Genomic DNA, 16,447 nt, shown 5'->3' on the forward strand with positions numbered 1-16,447 from the left:
ACCCCCGGCTCGCTGTCAAAGGGCCCGGCCGGAGAAAGGGCGCGTCAGATGTCGTCCCGGCGGGCCCTTTGGCGCGCGAAGGCGTCGGCGGCGCGGGCCTCCTCGCGCTCGCGTGCCCTGAGCTGGTAGAGCTGGTCGCGCCCGGCGAGATACTGGGGCGGCCAGTGGATGCCGTGGTAGTCGTAATCGGCTGCGGCATGCAGCGTGAAGTAGGGATCGGCCAGATGTGGCCGCGCCAGGGCGCAGAGATCGGCGCGGCCGGAGGCGACGATGGTGTTTACCTGGTCGGCCGTGGTGATGGCACCCACCGCCATGGTGGCGATGCCGGCCTCCTGCCGGATCGCATCGGCAAACGGCGTCTGGAACATGCGACCGTACTGCGGCTTCGCTTCCGCCGAGGTCTGGCCGGCCGAGACGTCGATCAGGTCGCAGCCGCGGGCCTTCAGCATGCGGGCGATCTGCACGGAGTCCTCCAGCGTCAGGCCGCGATCGGGCACCCAGTCGACCGCCGACAGCCGCACCGAGATCGGCCGGTCTTCGGGCCAGACGGCGCGGATCGCATCGAAGACTTCGAGCGGGAAGCGCAGGCGGTTTTCCAGGCTGCCGCCGTAGTCGTCGCGCCGCGTGTTGCTCAGCGGCGAGATGAAGCTGGAGAGCAGATAGCCGTGTGCCATGTGCAGCTCGATCATGTCGAAACCGGCCTCGATGGCGAGCCGTGCTGCAGCGACGAAGTCGTCGCGCACCGCGTCCATGTCGGCCCGGGTCATCTCGCGCGGCACCTGGCTGTGCGGCAGATAGGGAATGGGTGACGGACCGAGGATCTCCCAGGCGCCCTCGGGCAGCGGTTCGTCATAGCCGCCGGCCCAGGGCAGGCAGGTGGCGCCCTTGCGGCCGGCATGGGCCAGCTGCACGGCGATCTTCGCCTTCGAATGGGCATGGACGAAATCGGTGATCCGGCGCCATGCCCTGGCGTGCCCGGCGCTCCACAGGCCGGTGCAGCCCGGGGTAATGCGGGCCGTCGGCGCGATATCGGTCATCTCGGTGATCACCAGCCCGGCGCCGCCGATGGCGCGGCTGCCGAGATGGACCAGCGTCCAGTCGTTCGGCAGGCCGTCCTCGGCCGAGTACTGGCACATGGGGGACACCACGACGCGGTTCTCGATGGTGAGGCCGCGCAACCTGAGCGGCAGGAACATAGGCGGGGGCGGCGGATCGGTGCTGACTGCGATACCCTGTTCGCGCGCCGTCTTCTCCGCGAACCAGCGGTCGACCCCTGCGATGAAGGCCGGGTCGCGGAGCCGCAGGTTGTCATAGGTCACGCGCTTGCTGCGCGACAGCAGGCTCAGCGCCAGCTGCATCGGCTCGAAGTCGCGATAGCGCCCGGTATGCTCGAACCATTCCAGCGAGACCTGGGCGGCATGCTGCAGGATCGAGACGTCCGTCTGCCGCGCGGTCTCGAAGGCCTGCAGTGCGGCGGGCAGGGAATTGTGCCCGGCATGCAATGCCTGGCTCAGTGCGATGGCATCCTCCATCGCAAGTTTGGTGCCCGAGCCGATGGAGAAATGCGCCGTATGCACCGCATCGCCGATCAGCACGACGTTGTCATGCACCCAGCGTTCGCATTTCACGGTCGGGAAGTTGCGCCAGATCGAGCGGTTGCTGAGCAGCTTGTGGCCGTCGAGATGCCTGGCGAAGAGTTTCTGGCAATAGGCCAGCGTATCCTCCTCGCCGGCCCGGTCGAGGCCGGCGCGTTTCCAGGTTTCCTCGGTGGTCTCGACGATGAAGGTCGAAAGGCCGGGCTCGAAGCGATAGGCATGAACCTGGAAGAGGCCGTGTTCATTGGCCTCGAAGATGAAGGTGAAGGTGTCCAGCGGCAACGTCGTGCCGAGCCAGACGAATCTGTTCGGCCGCCAGTCCAGATGCGGCCGGAAGGTTTCCTTCCAGCGCTCGCGCACCAGGCTGTTGATGCCGTCGGCGCCGACCAGCAGGTCGCAGTCGCGGCGCAGCGTCTCGAAATCCTGCTGCTCGTTTTGAAAATGCAGCTTCACGCCGTAGTCGCGGCAGCGCTGCTGCAGGATCTGCAGCAGCTTCTTGCGCGCCAGGCCGCAGAAGCCGTGCCCGCCGGAGCGGATGCGCTGGCCGCCCGCCACCACGTCGATTTCGTGCCAGTAGGCGAAGCTGTCCCGGATCGCCTGATGGGTTTCGGCATCCTGCGTGAGGAACTGGTTCAGTGTCTCGTCGGAAAAGACGACGCCGAAGCCGAAGGTGTCGTCGGGCCGGTTCCGTTCATACAGTGATATGTCGTGGCCCGGATCGGCCTTCTTCATCAGCAGGGCGAGATAGAGGCCGGCCGGGCCGCCGCCCACGATGGTGACACGCATGGCGCTCCCGCCTGGATACCGGCCCGGCATTGGGCCTGCCAGATATTTTATATTTAAAATATCTCCGGGCAAGCCGGACTTCGTGCTCAGCGGGCGCGGTAGGCGGTCATTCCGCAGGCGGCGAGCGCCACGCCGAAGCAGATGCGCGCGATGCTGCCGGGCGCGGCGGGGAGGAAACCGAGATAGCCGTGGCGGCCCAGTTCGGCGAGGGCGAGCAGCAGGGTGGCGACCAGCAACCAGCGCGCCGGCGCCGGGCGATGCCGCAGGCCGACGACGGTGGCGACGAGAAGGATGCCGAGCAGGATGAGCGGCAGCGGCAGCTTCCCGAGCGGCAGCCGGTCGGCGGCGGCCGCGATGAGCAGTGCCAGCGCGATGCCGGTCAGCAACGTGATCCGTTTCGAGCCGGGCGGCAGCACCAGACTGAACACGGCGCCGAAGGCCAGTGCGAGCAGGCCGGCGGTGAATGCGAGATAGCGCAGGTCTCCCTCGAGTCCGACGAAGGCAGACAGGTCGAGCAGATCGGCGAATTCGACTGCGGCCAGAGCCGTGTGCAGGATGGCGCCGACGCCCCAGAATAACGCCGCGGGCAGCGTGCTGCGTGCAACCAAAATGAGACAGAGAATCCCGCCCGCGAGATAGGCGGCCTGGGCAAGCTGGACGGCGGCGGGCATGCCGGCACTATGCCGGTGCCCGAAGTCGCCCGCAAGTTGCCGGTAAGCCGCGAAAACACGGCATTTCGGCGGGGTTGACGCATGCGGGATGCAGGGCTATAACCCCCGCCTTGATTTTGCCGCAAGGCTCCAACCATCGGAAATCCTAAGCAATGGCTCAGCACAAGTCCGCGGAGAAGCGCGCCCGCCAGACCAAGAAGCGCACTGCCGTGAACCGTTCGCGGCGCAGCAAGGTCCGCAACTCGGTGAAGAAGGTCGAAGTCGCGATCGCGACGGGCGACAAGACCGCTGCACAGGCCGCTCTCAAGGCAGCGCAGCCTGAGCTTGACCGCAGCGTCAGCAAGGGCGTCGTGAAGAAGCGCACTGCCTCGCGCAAGCTGTCGCGTCTGAACGCTCGCGTCAAAGCCATGGCTTCCTGATGTGCAGCGCCGTCGGCGCTGCATGACATCATCGATGTAAAGACATCGCCCGCACGAAAGCGCGGGCGATTTTTTTATGCGGTTGCGAAGAGCCGCGGCGGAAGCGTTCGCGTCCGTTTTTTCGATGAGGCGATTAGTCCGCACTCACGCGTGTCCGCGGGTGAATTGCACAATGCAAGTTCCAATTCTGCCACACAGAAATTTTTTTTCGGGGAGTCTTCATCTGTCCGCTTGCGTGGCCCTCTCGATTTCCCTTTAATGCCTCCGCTGCCGCGCGATGAGGCGGTCTGCAAGCCGGCGCGAAACGCAAGAATGCTCAAGCATCCGGGGCCTGAGCGTCGGCCAATAACCGAGAGGGTGGCAGCACGCGTGACGGAATGATTGATTGAAATAATAAACGTGGCGCGAGGTTGGGGATGTTGGCTTCGGTGAGGACGGGGGATGAAGAATATGCTGGCGATATCTCGAGTGCCGAAGCCTGGAACAGACTTGCAAGCGACCCGGTCGCGCAACTGATCGACGTTCGAACCCAGCCGGAATGGAGCTTCGTCGGTGTGCCGGATCTCGGCAAGCTGGGGAAGCGCCCCTTGTTCGTGTCATGGCAGATATATCCTGAGATGAGTATCAACCCGCGCTTTGTTGAAGAATTGCGTGCCCAGGGCGCAGAGCCCGGCAAGCCGCTGTATTTCATCTGCCGTTCCGGCGCGCGCTCCCGGGCTGCCGCCAAGGCCATGACGGCTGCGGGTTTCTCGCCCTGTTTCAATATTGCCGGCGGGTTCGAGGGCGACCTCGACGCCGAGAAGCATCGTGGACGATTGGGTGGCTGGAAGGCCGCCGGTCTGGCCTGGGTCCAGAGCTGAGGCAGGTCATGGCGAAATCCCTCCAACCACAGCCGCAATCCGTCTCTGCCATGGGCGAGGCGACGCCAGCCACCGATGCGCTGGATGCGCAGTGGCAGCGGGTCCGTGCCCGCCTGCGTGTCTCCTTCGGCGATGCCGCCTTCAATTCCTGGCTCAAGCCCGTGGCGCTTGCCGACGAGGGGCTGGCGGCTGACGGCGACGTGCATCTTGCCGTTCCGACCCGCTTCATGCGGGACTGGGTGGCCAATCACTACAGCGAACGCCTGCGCGAGATCTGGCGGCTGGAGAATGCGGCGGTCCGCCGCGTCGTGATCCATGTCCGGCCGAGCGGCGCGACCCAGTCGCCCCAGGCCAAGACCATGGTCGGCCAGCCGGTCGACGCACCGGTCGTCCCGGTCCGCCCGGCGGCCATTGCCGGTGCGGCCGCATCCGGCCCGCAGGTCCGCGAAATGGACGATGTCGAGCGCGAACTTTCCGCGCCGCTCGATCCCCGCTTCACCTTTGACAGCTTCATCACCGGCAAGTCCAACGAACTGGCCCGGGCCGCGGCGCTGCGCGTCGCCGAGAGCCCGACGGTCACCTACAACCCGCTGTTCCTCTATGGCGGCGTGGGGCTGGGCAAGACCCATCTGATGCATGCCATCGGCTGGCATATCCGCCAGCGTTTCCCCGAGCGCCGGGTGGTCTATCTCTCGGCCGAGAAGTTCATGTACCAGTTCATCCGTGCCCTGCGTTTCAAGGACACGATGGCCTTCAAGGAGCAGTTCCGCTCGGTCGACGTGCTGATGATCGACGACATCCAGTTCATCGCCGGCAAGGAAAGCACCCAGGAAGAGTTCTTCCATACTTTCAACGCGCTCTGCGACCAGAACCGCCAGATCATCGTCTCGGGCGACCGCTCGCCGTCGGATCTGGAAGGCATCGAGGAGCGCATGCGCTCGCGTCTGGGCTGGGGCCTGGTGGCCGACATCCACCCGACCGATTTCGAGCTGCGGCTGTCGATCCTGCAGGCCAAGGCCGAGAAGAACGGCCTCACCAATATTCCGCAGGAAGTGCTGGAATTCCTCGCGCGCCGGATCACCTCCAACATCCGTGAACTGGAAGGCGCGCTGAACCGCATTTCGGCCTATGCGAGCCTGGTCGGCAAGCCGGTGACCGTCACCTCGGCGCAGGAAGTGCTGCAGGACCTGCTGCGCGCCAACGACCGCAAGGTGACGATCGAGGAGATCCAGAAGCGGGTGGCGGAACATTACTCGATCCGCTTTGCCGACATGCATTCGCCCCGCCGGGCCCGTGCGGTGGCCCGTCCCCGCCAGGTCGCCATGTACCTGGCCAAGCAGCTCACCTCGCGCTCGCTGCCTGAAATCGGGCGCAAATTCGGCGGCCGCGACCACACCACGGTGATGCATGCCGTGCGCAAAATCGAGGAGTTGCGGGAGATCGATGCCGCCTTCGCCGAAGACATTGATTTGCTGCGCCGCAAACTGGAAGGCTAGGCTCCAGTAATTCTCCTTGAAAATCAGATGGTTATATGAGATGAAAGGGCTGCCGGAAGGCGGCCCTTCGCGTATGCAAAAACGGTGCCCGGGACAGCCATATGGCTCGCCTGCTGATAGGCGTTTTGGTATACTTAACAGACTCGGCAGGGGTGCCGAAAATCAAGAAAACATAACCGGTTTCCAGCCATGAAACTCACCATCGAGCGTGCCGTTCTGCTGACTGCCCTCAGCCATGTCCAGAGTGTGGTCGAGCGCCGGAACACCATCCCGATCCTGTCGAATGTGCTGCTCGAGGCAGAGGGGGAACGCCTGGCCCTGACGGCCACCGATCTCGATATCGCCGTGGTTGAGAAACTGCCGGCCAAGGTTGCCAAGCCCGGCGCCACGACGGTGGCGGCCCACACCTTCTACGACATCGTGCGCAAGCTGCCGGAAGGTTCGGAGGTTGAACTCACCTTCACCGCGGCGGAGCAGCGCCTCGACCTGCGCGCCGGCCGCTCGAGCTTCAAGCTGAGCTGCCTGCCGAAGGAGGATTTTCCGGTCATGGCGGCCGGCGACCTGCCGCACAGCTTCATGCTGCCGGCCGACCAGCTGCGCCGCCTGATCGACAAGACGCGCTTTGCGATCTCGACGGAAGAGACACGCTATTATCTGAACGGCATCTATCTCCACGCCGCGAGCAGCGCCGGCGTGCCGATGCTGCGCGCCGTCGCCACCGACGGCCATCGCCTGGCGCGCGTTGAATCGCCCCTGCCGAACGGTGCCGCCGGCATGCCCGGCGTGATCGTGCCGCGCAAGACGGTGAACGAGCTGCGCAAGCTGCTGGAAGGCGGCTCGGCGGAAGTGAAGATCGAACTGAGCGACACCAAGATCCGCTTCACCTTCGGCGAGCTGGTGCTGGTTTCCAAGCTGATCGACGGCGCCTTCCCCGAATACGAACGCGTCATTCCGCGCGACAACGACAAGGTCATGGAAGTGGACAGCAAGGCGTTTGCTGCCGCCGTCGACCGCGTCGCCACCATTTCGACCGAGAAGAGCCGCGCGGTGAAGCTGTCGCTGAAGCCGGAAGGCATCGAGCTCTCGGCGACCTCGCCCGACCATGGCTCGGCCTCCGAGCAGCTGACGGCCGCCTACAGCGCTGCGCCGATCGAGGTCGGCTACAATTCGCGCTATCTGCTGGACATCGCCGGGCAGATCGAGGGCGAGAATGCGCGCTTCCTGCTGGCCGACGCGCTCGCGCCCACTGTCGTGCGCGATCCTAGCGATGACGGCGCGCTCTATGTACTGATGCCGATGCGGGTCTGAGTTTTGGCGAGCAGCGCGGCACGGATTGCGGACAGGACTTACGATAGCACGGCAACAGCCCATACCGCCGTCCTGTCGCTGAACCTGTGCGACTTCCGCAACTATGGTCGCCTGCAGCTGCATCTCAGCGGCGCGCCTGTCGTGCTCACCGGCCCCAACGGCGCCGGCAAGACCAATATCCTGGAGGCGCTGTCGTTCCTCAGCCCCGGACGCGGCCTGCGCCGCGCGCGGCTTTCGGAGATCACCCGCCATGGCAGCGGCGGCCGCTGGGCTGCCCATGCCGAAGTGGCCACCTGCATCGGCCCGGTTTCGATCGGCACCGGTCTTGCGGAAGGGATGGGCGAAGAGGATGGCAGCGAGCGCCGCGTCGTCCGCATCAACGGCGAGACGGCGGGGGCCGCGAACGACCTGGTGGAGTATCTCGACGTCGCCTGGCTGACGCCGCAGATGGACCGGCTGTTCGTCGACGGGGTTTCCACCCGGCGGCGTTTCATGGATCGCCTGGTCTACGGGCTGGAAGGCGGCCATGCGCGGCAGGTCGCCGCCTATGAGCGCGCGATGCGCGAGCGCAACCGTCTGCTGAAGGCGGGTGGCGCCGATCCGGCCTGGCTTGCGGCGCTGGAAAGCCAGATGGCCGAACATGGCGTCGCCGTCGCCGCTGCCCGGCGCGAAGGTCTGGCGCGGATCGAGGCCGGCATGGCGCTGGCGACCGGACCGTTTCCGCGGGCCCGGCTGGCGGCGCAGGGAACGGTAGAAACCTGGCTGGCCGAGATGCCGGCGCTGGCGGCGGAGGAGAAGCTGCGGAAGACTCTGGCCGAGCGCCGCGGCATCGATCGCGAAGCCGGCGCTGCCACCGAGGGGCCGCATCGCAGCGACATGGCGGTCTGGCATGCGGAGAAGGCGCAGGCGGCCGAGCATTGCTCCACCGGCGAACAGAAGGCTCTGCTGGTAGCGATTACGCTGGCCAATGCGCGGCTAATCCGGGCACGACGGCAGGCGCCGCCGCTGATGCTGCTGGACGAGATTTCAGCGCATCTCGATGCGAGGCGGCGCACGGCCTTGTACGAGGAGTTGCTCGCGCTCGGCGGGCAGGTATGGCTCACCGGCACCGATGATGACCTGTTTGCGGGTCTGGCCGGGCGGGCAGAATTTTTCGCGGTGGCGGATGGCGTCGTGACGCCGCGCCACGGCTCCATGAGGCAGTGAAATGAGCGAAGCAGTCATGCCGCGCAGCGGCGGCGAAGATTACGATTCCTCCGCGATCAAGGTGCTGAAGGGCCTTGATGCCGTGCGCAAGCGGCCGGGCATGTATATCGGCGACACCGATGACGGCACCGGTCTGCACCACATGGTCTACGAGGTGGTCGACAACGCCATCGACGAGGCGCTGGCCGGCTATTGCGACGAGGTTTATGTCGGCCTGAACCCCGACGGCTCCTGCACCGTGCGTGACAACGGCCGCGGCATCCCGGTCGATATCCATCCCGAGGAAGGGGTCTCGGCAGCCGAGGTCATCATGACCCAGCTGCATGCCGGCGGTAAGTTCGACCAGAATTCCTACAAGGTGTCGGGCGGCCTGCACGGTGTCGGCGTATCGGTGGTGAATGCGCTGTCCACCACGCTGGAGCTGCGCATCTGGCGGGGCGGCAGGGCCTATTTCATGCGTTTCCGCCATGGCGTTGCCGAGGCGCCGCTGGCCGACATGGGCGATGCCGGGGGCCGGCGCGGCACCGAGGTCACATTCCTGCCGTCGCCGGAAACCTTCTCGAAGACGGAGTTCGATTTCCCGACGCTGGAGCACCGGCTGCGCGAACTCGCCTTCCTGAACAGCGGCGTGAAGATCGTGCTGGAGGATCTGCGCGGCGTCGAGCCGAAGCGCATCGAGCTTCGCTACGACGGCGGCGTCGAGGCCTTCGTCGCCTATCTCGACCGCAACAAGACGCCGCTGCACAAGCCGGCGATCACCATCCGCGGCGAACGCGACGGCATCGGCGTCGAAGTGGCGCTGGAATGGAACGACGCCTATCACGAGACGGTGCTGTGCTTCACCAACAACATCCCGCAGCGGGATGGCGGTACGCATCTCGCCGGTTTCCGCGCGGCGCTGACCCGCTGCGTCAACAACTACGCCACCGAAAGCGGCCTGCTGAAGAAGGAGAAGGTCGCGCTGACCGGCGATGACGCGCGCGAGGGTCTGACCTGCGTCCTGTCGGTGAAGGTGCCCGATCCGAAATTCTCGTCGCAGACCAAGGACAAGCTGGTCTCGTCGGAGGTGCGCCCGGCCGTCGAAGGCCTGGTGAGCGAGGCCCTCGCCGCCTGGCTGGAGGAACATCCGACAGATGCCCGCATGATCATCGGCAAGGTGGTCGAGGCGGCCGCGGCGCGCGAGGCGGCGCGCAAGGCCCGCGAGCTGACCCGGCGCAAGGGTGCGCTGGACATCTCCTCGCTGCCCGGCAAGCTGGCGGACTGCCAGGAGCGCGATCCGTCCAAGGCGGAACTCTTCCTCGTCGAGGGTGACTCGGCGGGCGGCTCGGCCAAGCAGGGCCGCCATCGCGCCACCCAGGCGGTGCTGCCGCTGCGCGGCAAGATCCTCAACGTCGAGCGTGCGCGGTTCGACAAGATGCTGTCGTCGCAGGAAATCGGCACGCTGATCACGGCGCTCGGCACCGGCATCGGCGCGGACGATTTCGACATCTCGAAGCTGCGCTACCACAAGATCATCATCATGACCGACGCGGACGTGGACGGCGCGCATATCCGCACGCTGCTGCTGACCTTCTTCTTCCGCCAGATGCGGCCGCTGATCGATGCCGGGCACCTCTATATCGCCCAGCCGCCGCTGTACAAGGTGAAACGCGGCCAGTCGGAGCGCTACATCAAGGATGAGGCGGCGCTGGAGGAATATCTGATCGCCGAGGGCATGGAGAATGCCGTGCTGACGCTGCATGACGGCTCGCAGCGTGCCGGGCAGGATCTCAAGCAGCTGCTCGATCACGCCCGCGTCGCCAAGGCCCTGCTGGATGCCATCGGCAAGCGCTACAACGCCTGGATCGTGGCCCAGGCTGCCGTGCTTGGGACGCTGCAGCCCGAAGTGATGAACGATCCCGCGAAGGCGGCTGAAGCCGCCGAAGCGCTGGCCCGCCGGCTGAACGCGCTGTCACCCGAGCTGGAGCGCGGCTGGGTCTGCACGGCCACCGGCGACGGCACGCTGACGGCCAGACGCACCCTGCGCGGCTATACCGAGACCTATGTGCTGGATGGCCAGCTGCTGCGCTCGACCGAGGCGCGGCGGCTGAACGAGATGGCGGCCGAGCTGCAGGCGGCCTATCTCAGCCCGGCGGAGCTGCGCCGCAAGGACGAGACGCATGTCGTGCGGGGCCCGCTCGAGCTTCTGGATCGCGTGCTGGCGGCCGGCAAGCGCGGCCTCACCATGCAGCGCTACAAGGGACTGGGCGAGATGAACCCCGAGCAGCTCTGGCAGACCACGCTGGATCCCGAGGCGCGCAGCCTGCTGCAGGTGAAGATCGGCCATGCCGAGGATGCCGACAACGTGTTCGAGACCCTGATGGGCGACGTCGTCGAGCCGCGCCGCGAGTTCATCCAGGGCAACGCGCTCAACGTGGTGAATCTGGATATTTGACGTCCGGCAGCGGGTTTTCCGTCTTCTCGACGGGAGCCGGCGGCGGTGGAGGCGGTGGTACGCCCTCCACCCCTTCGCGGCGGTCGCGGTAGAGCGCCGCGCGGGCCAGCAGGGTGAGCGTGACCGGCGTGGTCACCACCATGAACACAGTGATCAGCAGCTCGTGGATCACGAGGCGGGATTGCAGCACCGTGTGGAACAGCATGGACCCGATCAGAATGCTCCCGATGCCCAGCGTGGTGCCCAGGGTCGGGGCGTGCATGCGGTCGTAGAAGCTGCGCAGGCGCAGCAGTCCGAGAGAGCCGATCAACCCCAGGCCGGCCCCGACGACCAGCAGAAGCGCGACCAGCAGCGCCGCCCAGTCGGGCAGGTCAGCGGCGTGCGTCATTCGATGATTTCTCCCCGCATGAGGAATTTCGCCAGCCCGGCAGTCGACACGAAGCCCAGCAGCGCGATCACCAGGGCCGCCTCGAAGTAAACCGTGCTCCCGGTCCGGATGCCGAACACCAGCAGCAGCATCGCCGCATTCACATACAGCGTATCGAGGGCCAGCACGCGGTCCTGCGCCCGCGGCCCCCTGAGGATGCGGATGGTTGCACAGACCATGGCAAGGCTCAGAAAGATCTGCGCCAGGGTCACGGACCAGGCCAGCAATGTCGCGCTCATGTGAAAATCTCCATCAGGCGGCTTTCGTAGCGTTCCTTGATGATCCTGACCCACTCCTCTTCGTCGATCAGGTCGAGGACGTGGAGCAGCATGGTGTTGTCGGCGGAATCATACTCCACCCAGAGCGTTCCCGGCGTGGCCGTAATGATGCAGGCGAGCGCCGTCAGGCTGTACGGATTCCGGGTGCTGAGCGGGATCCGCACGAAACCCGACCGCCGGGGCCGCTTGTCGGAGGACAGGATGATCCTGGCGACGGCATTGTTGGAGCGGACGATCTCGACAAGGACGACGAGAGACAGCTTCAATGCCGCCAGCGGGCGCCGGAACACCGTCTTCGGCACGTTCAGAGTGGTCAGCACCGGTGCTATGCCGATGGCCAGCGCCGCGCCGAGGAGGATCGTGCCGGGCGTAACGCTTTCGTTGGCGAGCAGCCAGGCGAGGAAGAAGGCCGCCGTCAGCAGCGGAAATGCAAACCAGCGCGTCATGGCCTGCCCCCCGTTCCGGCATCGGCTGAACCGGTAAAGACGCCCTCGATATAGTTCCGCGGCGCGTGAAGCGACTGCGCGGTTTCCTCCATGTACCGCATCACTGGGCCGGCCTGCACCGTAAGGATCACGCACAGGATGAGCAGGAACCCGATCGGGCCGAGCTCGGTCATGCGCACCGACGGGGCCGCCTCCGCCGCCGGTTTCCAGAAGGCGTTTATGCCGGCGCGCGCCACCGCGATGATCGTCGTCAGGCTCGACAGGAGAAGGGCAATCAGGATGGCCCAGCCGGTGAGCGAGAGACCGTCCTGGCCCGGGCCGAAGAGGGGCGCGAGGATGGCGAACTTGGCGAGGAAGCCGGACAGGGGCGGCAGTCCGGCCAGCAGCAGCCCGCAGGCCAGGAAGCTCGTACCCAGGATGGCGGTGCCGGCCGGGATCGCAATGCCAACTTCTTCCTGTGCGTCCTCATCCTCGGTTTCGTCACCATAGGCTTCCCGCGTGACCGCGAGGACGTCGGCGCCGAGTTCGCGGCCGCGATCCACCAGTTCGATGAGGAGGAAGAAGGCGGCGATCGCCAGAACGGAGCTCGCCAGGTAAAAGAGCGCACCTCCCGTGATGGCAACCTGCCCGGTACCCACCGCCGCCAGAAGTGTTCCCGACGAGACCAGGACGCTGGCGCCGGCCAGCCGCGTCAGATGCTGCGTGGCCAGCACGGCAACGGAGCCGAAGGCGATGGTGAGAAGGCCGCCGAACAGCAGCCAGGAACCGCCGAAGCCGGCGGAGTCGCCGGCGGTATCGCCGAACAGCAGCAGCCACAGCCGGAGAACGGCATAGACGCCCACCTTGCTGAGAATGGACAGGATGGCCGCCACGGGCGCGCTGGCGGCGGAATAGGTGTTGGGCAGCCAGAAGCCCAGCGGCCACATCGCGGCCTTGATCAGGAAGGCGACACCGAGGATGGCGGCGCCGGCCTCCAGCAGGGCGCGATCCTCGGCGGGAATGGCGGGGATGCGGGCAGCGAGATCAGCCATGTTGAGCGTACCCGCAATGCCGTAGATCATGCTCACGCCCACGAGGAAGAGCAGCGAGGCAGTCAGGTTGACCGCGATGTAGTGCAGGCCGGCCTTGACCCGGGCGACGACCGGCCCGTGCAGGGCCAGTCCGTAGGATGCGGCCAGCAGCACCTCGAAGAATACGAACAGGTTGAAGAGATCGCCGGTCAGGAAGGCGCCGTTCAGCCCCATAAGCTGGAACTGGAACAGCGGCTGGAAATGCGCGCCTTTGCGGTACCAGCGCGCAAGCGAGAAGATCAGCGCGGAGAAGCCCAGAATGCTGGTCAGCAGGACCATCAGGGCGGCGAGGCGATCCACCACCAGCACGATTCCGAACGTCACCGGCCAGTCGCCCAGCCGGTAAACCCGCAGCATCGCCTGGTCCGTGCTGTCGGCCATGCGCAGCAGGGCAATGGATACCGCGAGCAGCAGCAGGGTGGAGGCTACCCCCAGTCCGGCCTCGATCATGCGGCGCCTTTCGCCGACGACCACCATCGCCGCTCCGGTGAGGAGCGGGATGACAATGGGCGCAATCGCGAGGTGATCCAGCCAGCTGTTCATTGGTCGGTCTCGCGGCCGTCGACGTGGTCGGTTCCGGTCAGGCCGCGGGCTGCCAGAAGCACGACGAGGAAGAGTGCAGTAGTCGCGAAGCTGATGACGATGGCGGTGAGAACCAGTGCCTGCGGAAGCGGATCGGCGTGCTGCGCCAGATCTCCCGCCGTACCCGGTTCCAGAATCGGCGCCGCGCCGATGCGCAGTCCCCCCGTCGAGAAAATGAACAGGTTGACCGCATACGAGAGCAGCGAAAGGCCAATGATCACCTGGAAGGTGCGGGGACGCAGGATCAGCCAGACGCCGGAGGCGGTCAGCAGGCCGATGGCGAGAGACAGGATTGCTTCCATTATGCTCCTCCCGCCGTCCCTGTAGCCGCGACCGTATCTCCGGCCTTTGCCGCCTGTTTGGGCGCGGCGCGCTGGCCGCGGATCGACTGGTGAGCGAGCGCAACCAGGATCAGGGCGGTGGCGCCGACCACCAGGAGGGCCACGCCTATGTCAAACAGCAGCGCGCTGGCGACCGGGATTTTCCCAAGGACAGGCAGATCGGCATAGGAGAAATACGACGTCAGGAAGGGACGGTCGAACGCCCATGCACCGAGGCCGGTAGCCGCCGCAATGAGGAGGCCGAAGCCGATCCAGCGCAGAGGATGGATCCGCAGACGGTTCTCGACCCACTGGGTACCGCCGACCATGTACTGCAGAATGAGCGCAATGGCGCCGGTCAGTCCGGCTACGAAGCCGCCGCCCGGCAGATCGTGGCCGCGCAGCAGCAGGAACACGGCAATCAGGCAGATGACCGGGAAGAGCAGGCGTCCGAGCAGGAAGGGGATCATCAGCCAGTCGGTGGCAGTGTCGCCCTCGCGGCGGTCCGGCCTGTCAATGTCATAGGCGTTCTGTTCCTGCTGCTGTTCCGGGATGCCGACGCTTTCCGGTGCCGGCCGGAAACGTCGCAGCAGGGCGTATGCAGTCAGCGCCACGACGCCCAGAACCGTAATCTCGCCGAGGGTATCGAAGCCGCGGAAATCGACCAGGATGACGTTCACGACATTCGTGCCGCCGCCCTCTGAGTAGGCCTTTTCCAGGAAATACTGGCCGAGGAGGTCGGGCGGGGTGCGCGTCATGACAAAGAAGGCGAGCATCGCCATTCCCAGGCCGATGACGACGGCAATGCAGAAATCGATCAGACGGCGCAGCCGGGCAATCATCTCCGCCCGGGGCGACGCGGGCGTTTCGAAACGCTTCGGCAGCCATCTGAGGCCGAGCAGAAGCAGGACCGTCGTCGCAACCTCGACAAGAAGCTGGGTCAGCGCAAGATCGGGCGCCGAGAACCAGATGAAGGTAACGCAGGTGACCAGCCCCGCACCGCCGAGCAGCACCAGCGCCGCCAGCCGGTGGAACTTTGCTTTCCAGGCGGCGCCGATGGCGCAGGCCGCACCTGCCACCCAGACCAGCACGAAAACCGGATCCACGCCCGAAAGGGGAAGATTGCCCGCGCCTACATGGCGGAGATACACGGCCCCTCCGCCCGCCAGCAGGGCGGCGCCGAGGATCAGCCGCAGCTGCGTCTGCAGGCGACGGGTGCCGAAGGTACGCTCCAGCGTTCGTGCCAGACGCCAGGACAGGAACACCATACTGCTGTCGAAGATGCGCCTTGCATCGAGTCGGATGAGCGGTGCGCCTTCGGTGCCCTTGCGGAGATAGCGCTGCAGGGCGAGATAGAGAACCACGCCGCCCGCGAGGGCGAGCAGGCTCATGAGGAGAGGCTGATTGAGGCCGTGCCAGACCGCCAGGCTGTATTCCGGCGTAGCCGGCCCCAGCACGGAGCGCACGGCCAGATCCAGCAGGCCACCCACGGTGGCGGCGGGCAGGATTCCGACAATGATGCAGGCCAGCACCAGAATCTCGACCGGCGAGCGCATCCAGGCCGGCGGCTCACGCGGCGTCCGGGGCAGATCCACCGGATCGGGCCCGAAAAATGCGCCATGGATGAAACGCAGCGAATACGCAACGCTGAAGGCGCTCGCCAGGACGGCGGCAAAGGGCATGATGGCGTAGATCAGCGGGTCGGGCGTCGGCGCCCAGAGCGTCTCCGCGAAGAACATCTCTTTCGACAGGAAGCCGTTCAGCAGCGGCACGCCGGCCATGGCCGCTGCCGCCACCATCGCGAGGCGCGCGGTAAACGGCATCGAGCGGTTGAGGCCGGACAGGCGTCGGATGTCCCGCGTGCCGGTTTCATGGTCGATAATGCCCGTCGCCATGAACAGCGAGGCCTTGAAGGTCGCGTGGTTGAAAGTGTGGAAGATCGCCGCGACCAGGGCCAGTTCGCTGTTAAGCCCCAGCAGCAGGGTGATCAGGCCGAGATGGCTGATCGTCGAATAGGCCAGCAGGCCCTTCATGTCGTGCTGGAAAATCGCGACGTAGGCGCCGAGCAGCAGGGTCGTGATACCCGCCGTTCCGACGATCCAGAACCAGGCTTCGCTGCCGGCAAGAACCGGCCACAGCCGCGTCATCAGGAAGATGCCGGCCTTAACAAGCGTGGCGGAATGCAGATAGGCCGAGACCGGCGTCGGCGCGGCCATGGCATTGGGCAGCCAGAAATGAAACGGGAACTGCGCGCTCTTGGTCAGCGCCCCGGCAAGGATGAGCAGCAGGACGGGCAGGTAGAGCCGGCTGCCGCGAACCGTCTCCCCGGCGGCGAGAACGTCGTCGAGCTCGTAGCTGCCGGCGATCTGGCCGAGCATCACCATGCCGACGAGCAGGCAGAGTCCGCCCGTGCCCGTGATGGTGATCGCCATGCGCGCACCGTCGCGCGAGCCCTGGTTGCTGTGCCAGTAGCCGATGAGCAGGAACGAGAAGATGCTGGTCAGTTCCCAGAAGACCGCGATCAGGATGAGGTTGCCGCTGAGGACGAT

At 66.0% G+C, this 16,447-nt stretch carries 14 protein-coding genes; 6 read left to right on the forward strand and 8 right to left on the reverse strand.

Annotated features, from left to right (window positions below):
- Positions 1–44: 44 nt before the first annotated feature.
- Both VKZ87_RS15890 and VKZ87_RS15895 read right to left on the reverse strand, forming a co-directional pair.
- Complete coding sequence (locus VKZ87_RS15890) at positions 45–2,381, reverse strand: bifunctional salicylyl-CoA 5-hydroxylase/oxidoreductase (RefSeq protein ID WP_324222244.1); 2,337 nt, start codon at positions 2,379–2,381, stop codon at positions 45–47.
- Between the two features lie 86 nt (positions 2,382–2,467).
- A complete protein-coding gene (locus VKZ87_RS15895; protein ID WP_324222245.1) occupies positions 2,468–3,052 on the reverse strand; it encodes a hypothetical protein in 585 nt (194 codons plus the stop codon).
- Between the two features lie 152 nt (positions 3,053–3,204).
- On the opposite strand from VKZ87_RS15895, the gene rpsT reads away from it, so the two are divergent.
- From rpsT to gyrB, 6 genes are all read left to right on the forward strand, one after another.
- A complete protein-coding gene (gene rpsT, locus VKZ87_RS15900; RefSeq protein WP_324222246.1) occupies positions 3,205–3,471 on the forward strand; it encodes a 30S ribosomal protein S20 in 267 nt (88 codons plus the stop codon).
- Positions 3,472–3,887: 416 nt separating this feature from the next.
- Positions 3,888–4,331: a rhodanese-like domain-containing protein gene (locus VKZ87_RS15905; protein ID WP_324222247.1), complete on the forward strand. Its 444-nt coding sequence runs from the start codon at positions 3,888–3,890 to the stop codon at positions 4,329–4,331.
- Between the two features lie 50 nt (positions 4,332–4,381).
- Complete coding sequence (gene dnaA / locus VKZ87_RS15910; RefSeq protein WP_324222257.1) at positions 4,382–5,827, forward strand: chromosomal replication initiator protein DnaA; 1,446 nt, start codon at positions 4,382–4,384, stop codon at positions 5,825–5,827.
- Between the two features lie 189 nt (positions 5,828–6,016).
- Positions 6,017–7,135, forward strand: coding sequence for a DNA polymerase III subunit beta (gene dnaN, locus VKZ87_RS15915; RefSeq protein WP_324222248.1), 1,119 nt, complete (start codon positions 6,017–6,019; stop codon positions 7,133–7,135).
- Between the two features lie 3 nt (positions 7,136–7,138).
- Positions 7,139–8,341, forward strand: a complete 1,203-nt coding sequence (gene recF, locus VKZ87_RS15920) for a DNA replication/repair protein RecF (RefSeq protein WP_324222249.1) — start codon at positions 7,139–7,141, stop codon at positions 8,339–8,341.
- Between the two features lies 1 nt (position 8,342).
- Complete coding sequence (gyrB, locus tag VKZ87_RS15925) at positions 8,343–10,775, forward strand: DNA topoisomerase (ATP-hydrolyzing) subunit B (protein ID WP_324222250.1); 2,433 nt, start codon at positions 8,343–8,345, stop codon at positions 10,773–10,775.
- Here the strand turns inward: gyrB and mnhG are convergent.
- The 6 genes from mnhG to VKZ87_RS15955 form a co-directional block, all read right to left on the reverse strand.
- Positions 10,750–11,163: a monovalent cation/H(+) antiporter subunit G gene (mnhG, locus tag VKZ87_RS15930; RefSeq protein ID WP_324222251.1), complete on the reverse strand. Its 414-nt coding sequence runs from the start codon at positions 11,161–11,163 to the stop codon at positions 10,750–10,752. The genes gyrB and mnhG overlap by 26 nt on opposite strands.
- Positions 11,160–11,441, reverse strand: coding sequence for a K+/H+ antiporter subunit F (locus tag VKZ87_RS15935; protein WP_324222252.1), 282 nt, complete (start codon positions 11,439–11,441; stop codon positions 11,160–11,162). Before VKZ87_RS15935 ends, mnhG begins: the two co-directional genes overlap by 4 nt.
- On the reverse strand, positions 11,438–11,926 hold the full coding sequence (locus VKZ87_RS15940) for a Na+/H+ antiporter subunit E (RefSeq protein ID WP_324222253.1): 489 nt from the start codon (positions 11,924–11,926) through the stop codon (positions 11,438–11,440). The genes VKZ87_RS15935 and VKZ87_RS15940 overlap by 4 nt, the downstream gene beginning before the upstream one ends.
- On the reverse strand, positions 11,923–13,539 hold the full coding sequence (locus VKZ87_RS15945) for a monovalent cation/H+ antiporter subunit D (RefSeq protein ID WP_324222254.1): 1,617 nt from the start codon (positions 13,537–13,539) through the stop codon (positions 11,923–11,925). Before VKZ87_RS15945 ends, VKZ87_RS15940 begins: the two co-directional genes overlap by 4 nt.
- Positions 13,536–13,880 (reverse strand): Na+/H+ antiporter subunit C, encoded by a 345-nt coding sequence (locus VKZ87_RS15950; protein WP_324222255.1) that lies wholly within the window; start codon positions 13,878–13,880, stop codon positions 13,536–13,538. The genes VKZ87_RS15945 and VKZ87_RS15950 overlap by 4 nt, the downstream gene beginning before the upstream one ends.
- A partial coding sequence (locus tag VKZ87_RS15955; RefSeq protein WP_324222256.1) for a monovalent cation/H+ antiporter subunit A occupies positions 13,880–16,447 on the reverse strand: 2,568 nt, incomplete at its 5' end. The genes VKZ87_RS15955 and VKZ87_RS15950, both read right to left, overlap by 1 nt.

The organism is Ferrovibrio sp., assembly GCF_035304305.1.
Lineage (GTDB): Bacteria > Pseudomonadota > Alphaproteobacteria > Ferrovibrionales > Ferrovibrionaceae > Ferrovibrio.

Coding starts and splice junctions, on each gene's coding strand:
- VKZ87_RS15945 (WP_324222254.1), bottom strand. CDS start 13,539: ATGAACAGCTGGCTGGATCACCTCGCGATTGCGCCCATTGTCATCCCG.
- rpsT (WP_324222246.1), top strand. CDS start 3,205: ATGGCTCAGCACAAGTCCGCGGAGAAGCGCGCCCGCCAGACCAAGAAG.
- VKZ87_RS15940 (WP_324222253.1), bottom strand. CDS start 11,926: ATGACGCGCTGGTTTGCATTTCCGCTGCTGACGGCGGCCTTCTTCCTC.
- dnaN (WP_324222248.1), top strand. CDS start 6,017: ATGAAACTCACCATCGAGCGTGCCGTTCTGCTGACTGCCCTCAGCCAT.
- VKZ87_RS15935 (WP_324222252.1), bottom strand. CDS start 11,441: ATGAGCGCGACATTGCTGGCCTGGTCCGTGACCCTGGCGCAGATCTTT.
- gyrB (WP_324222250.1), top strand. CDS start 8,343: ATGAGCGAAGCAGTCATGCCGCGCAGCGGCGGCGAAGATTACGATTCC.
- dnaA (WP_324222257.1), top strand. CDS start 4,382: ATGGGCGAGGCGACGCCAGCCACCGATGCGCTGGATGCGCAGTGGCAG.
- VKZ87_RS15890 (WP_324222244.1), bottom strand. CDS start 2,381: ATGCGTGTCACCATCGTGGGCGGCGGCCCGGCCGGCCTCTATCTCGCC.
- mnhG (WP_324222251.1), bottom strand. CDS start 11,163: ATGACGCACGCCGCTGACCTGCCCGACTGGGCGGCGCTGCTGGTCGCG.
- VKZ87_RS15905 (WP_324222247.1), top strand. CDS start 3,888: ATGTTGGCTTCGGTGAGGACGGGGGATGAAGAATATGCTGGCGATATC.
- VKZ87_RS15895 (WP_324222245.1), bottom strand. CDS start 3,052: ATGCCCGCCGCCGTCCAGCTTGCCCAGGCCGCCTATCTCGCGGGCGGG.
- VKZ87_RS15950 (WP_324222255.1), bottom strand. CDS start 13,880: ATGGAAGCAATCCTGTCTCTCGCCATCGGCCTGCTGACCGCCTCCGGC.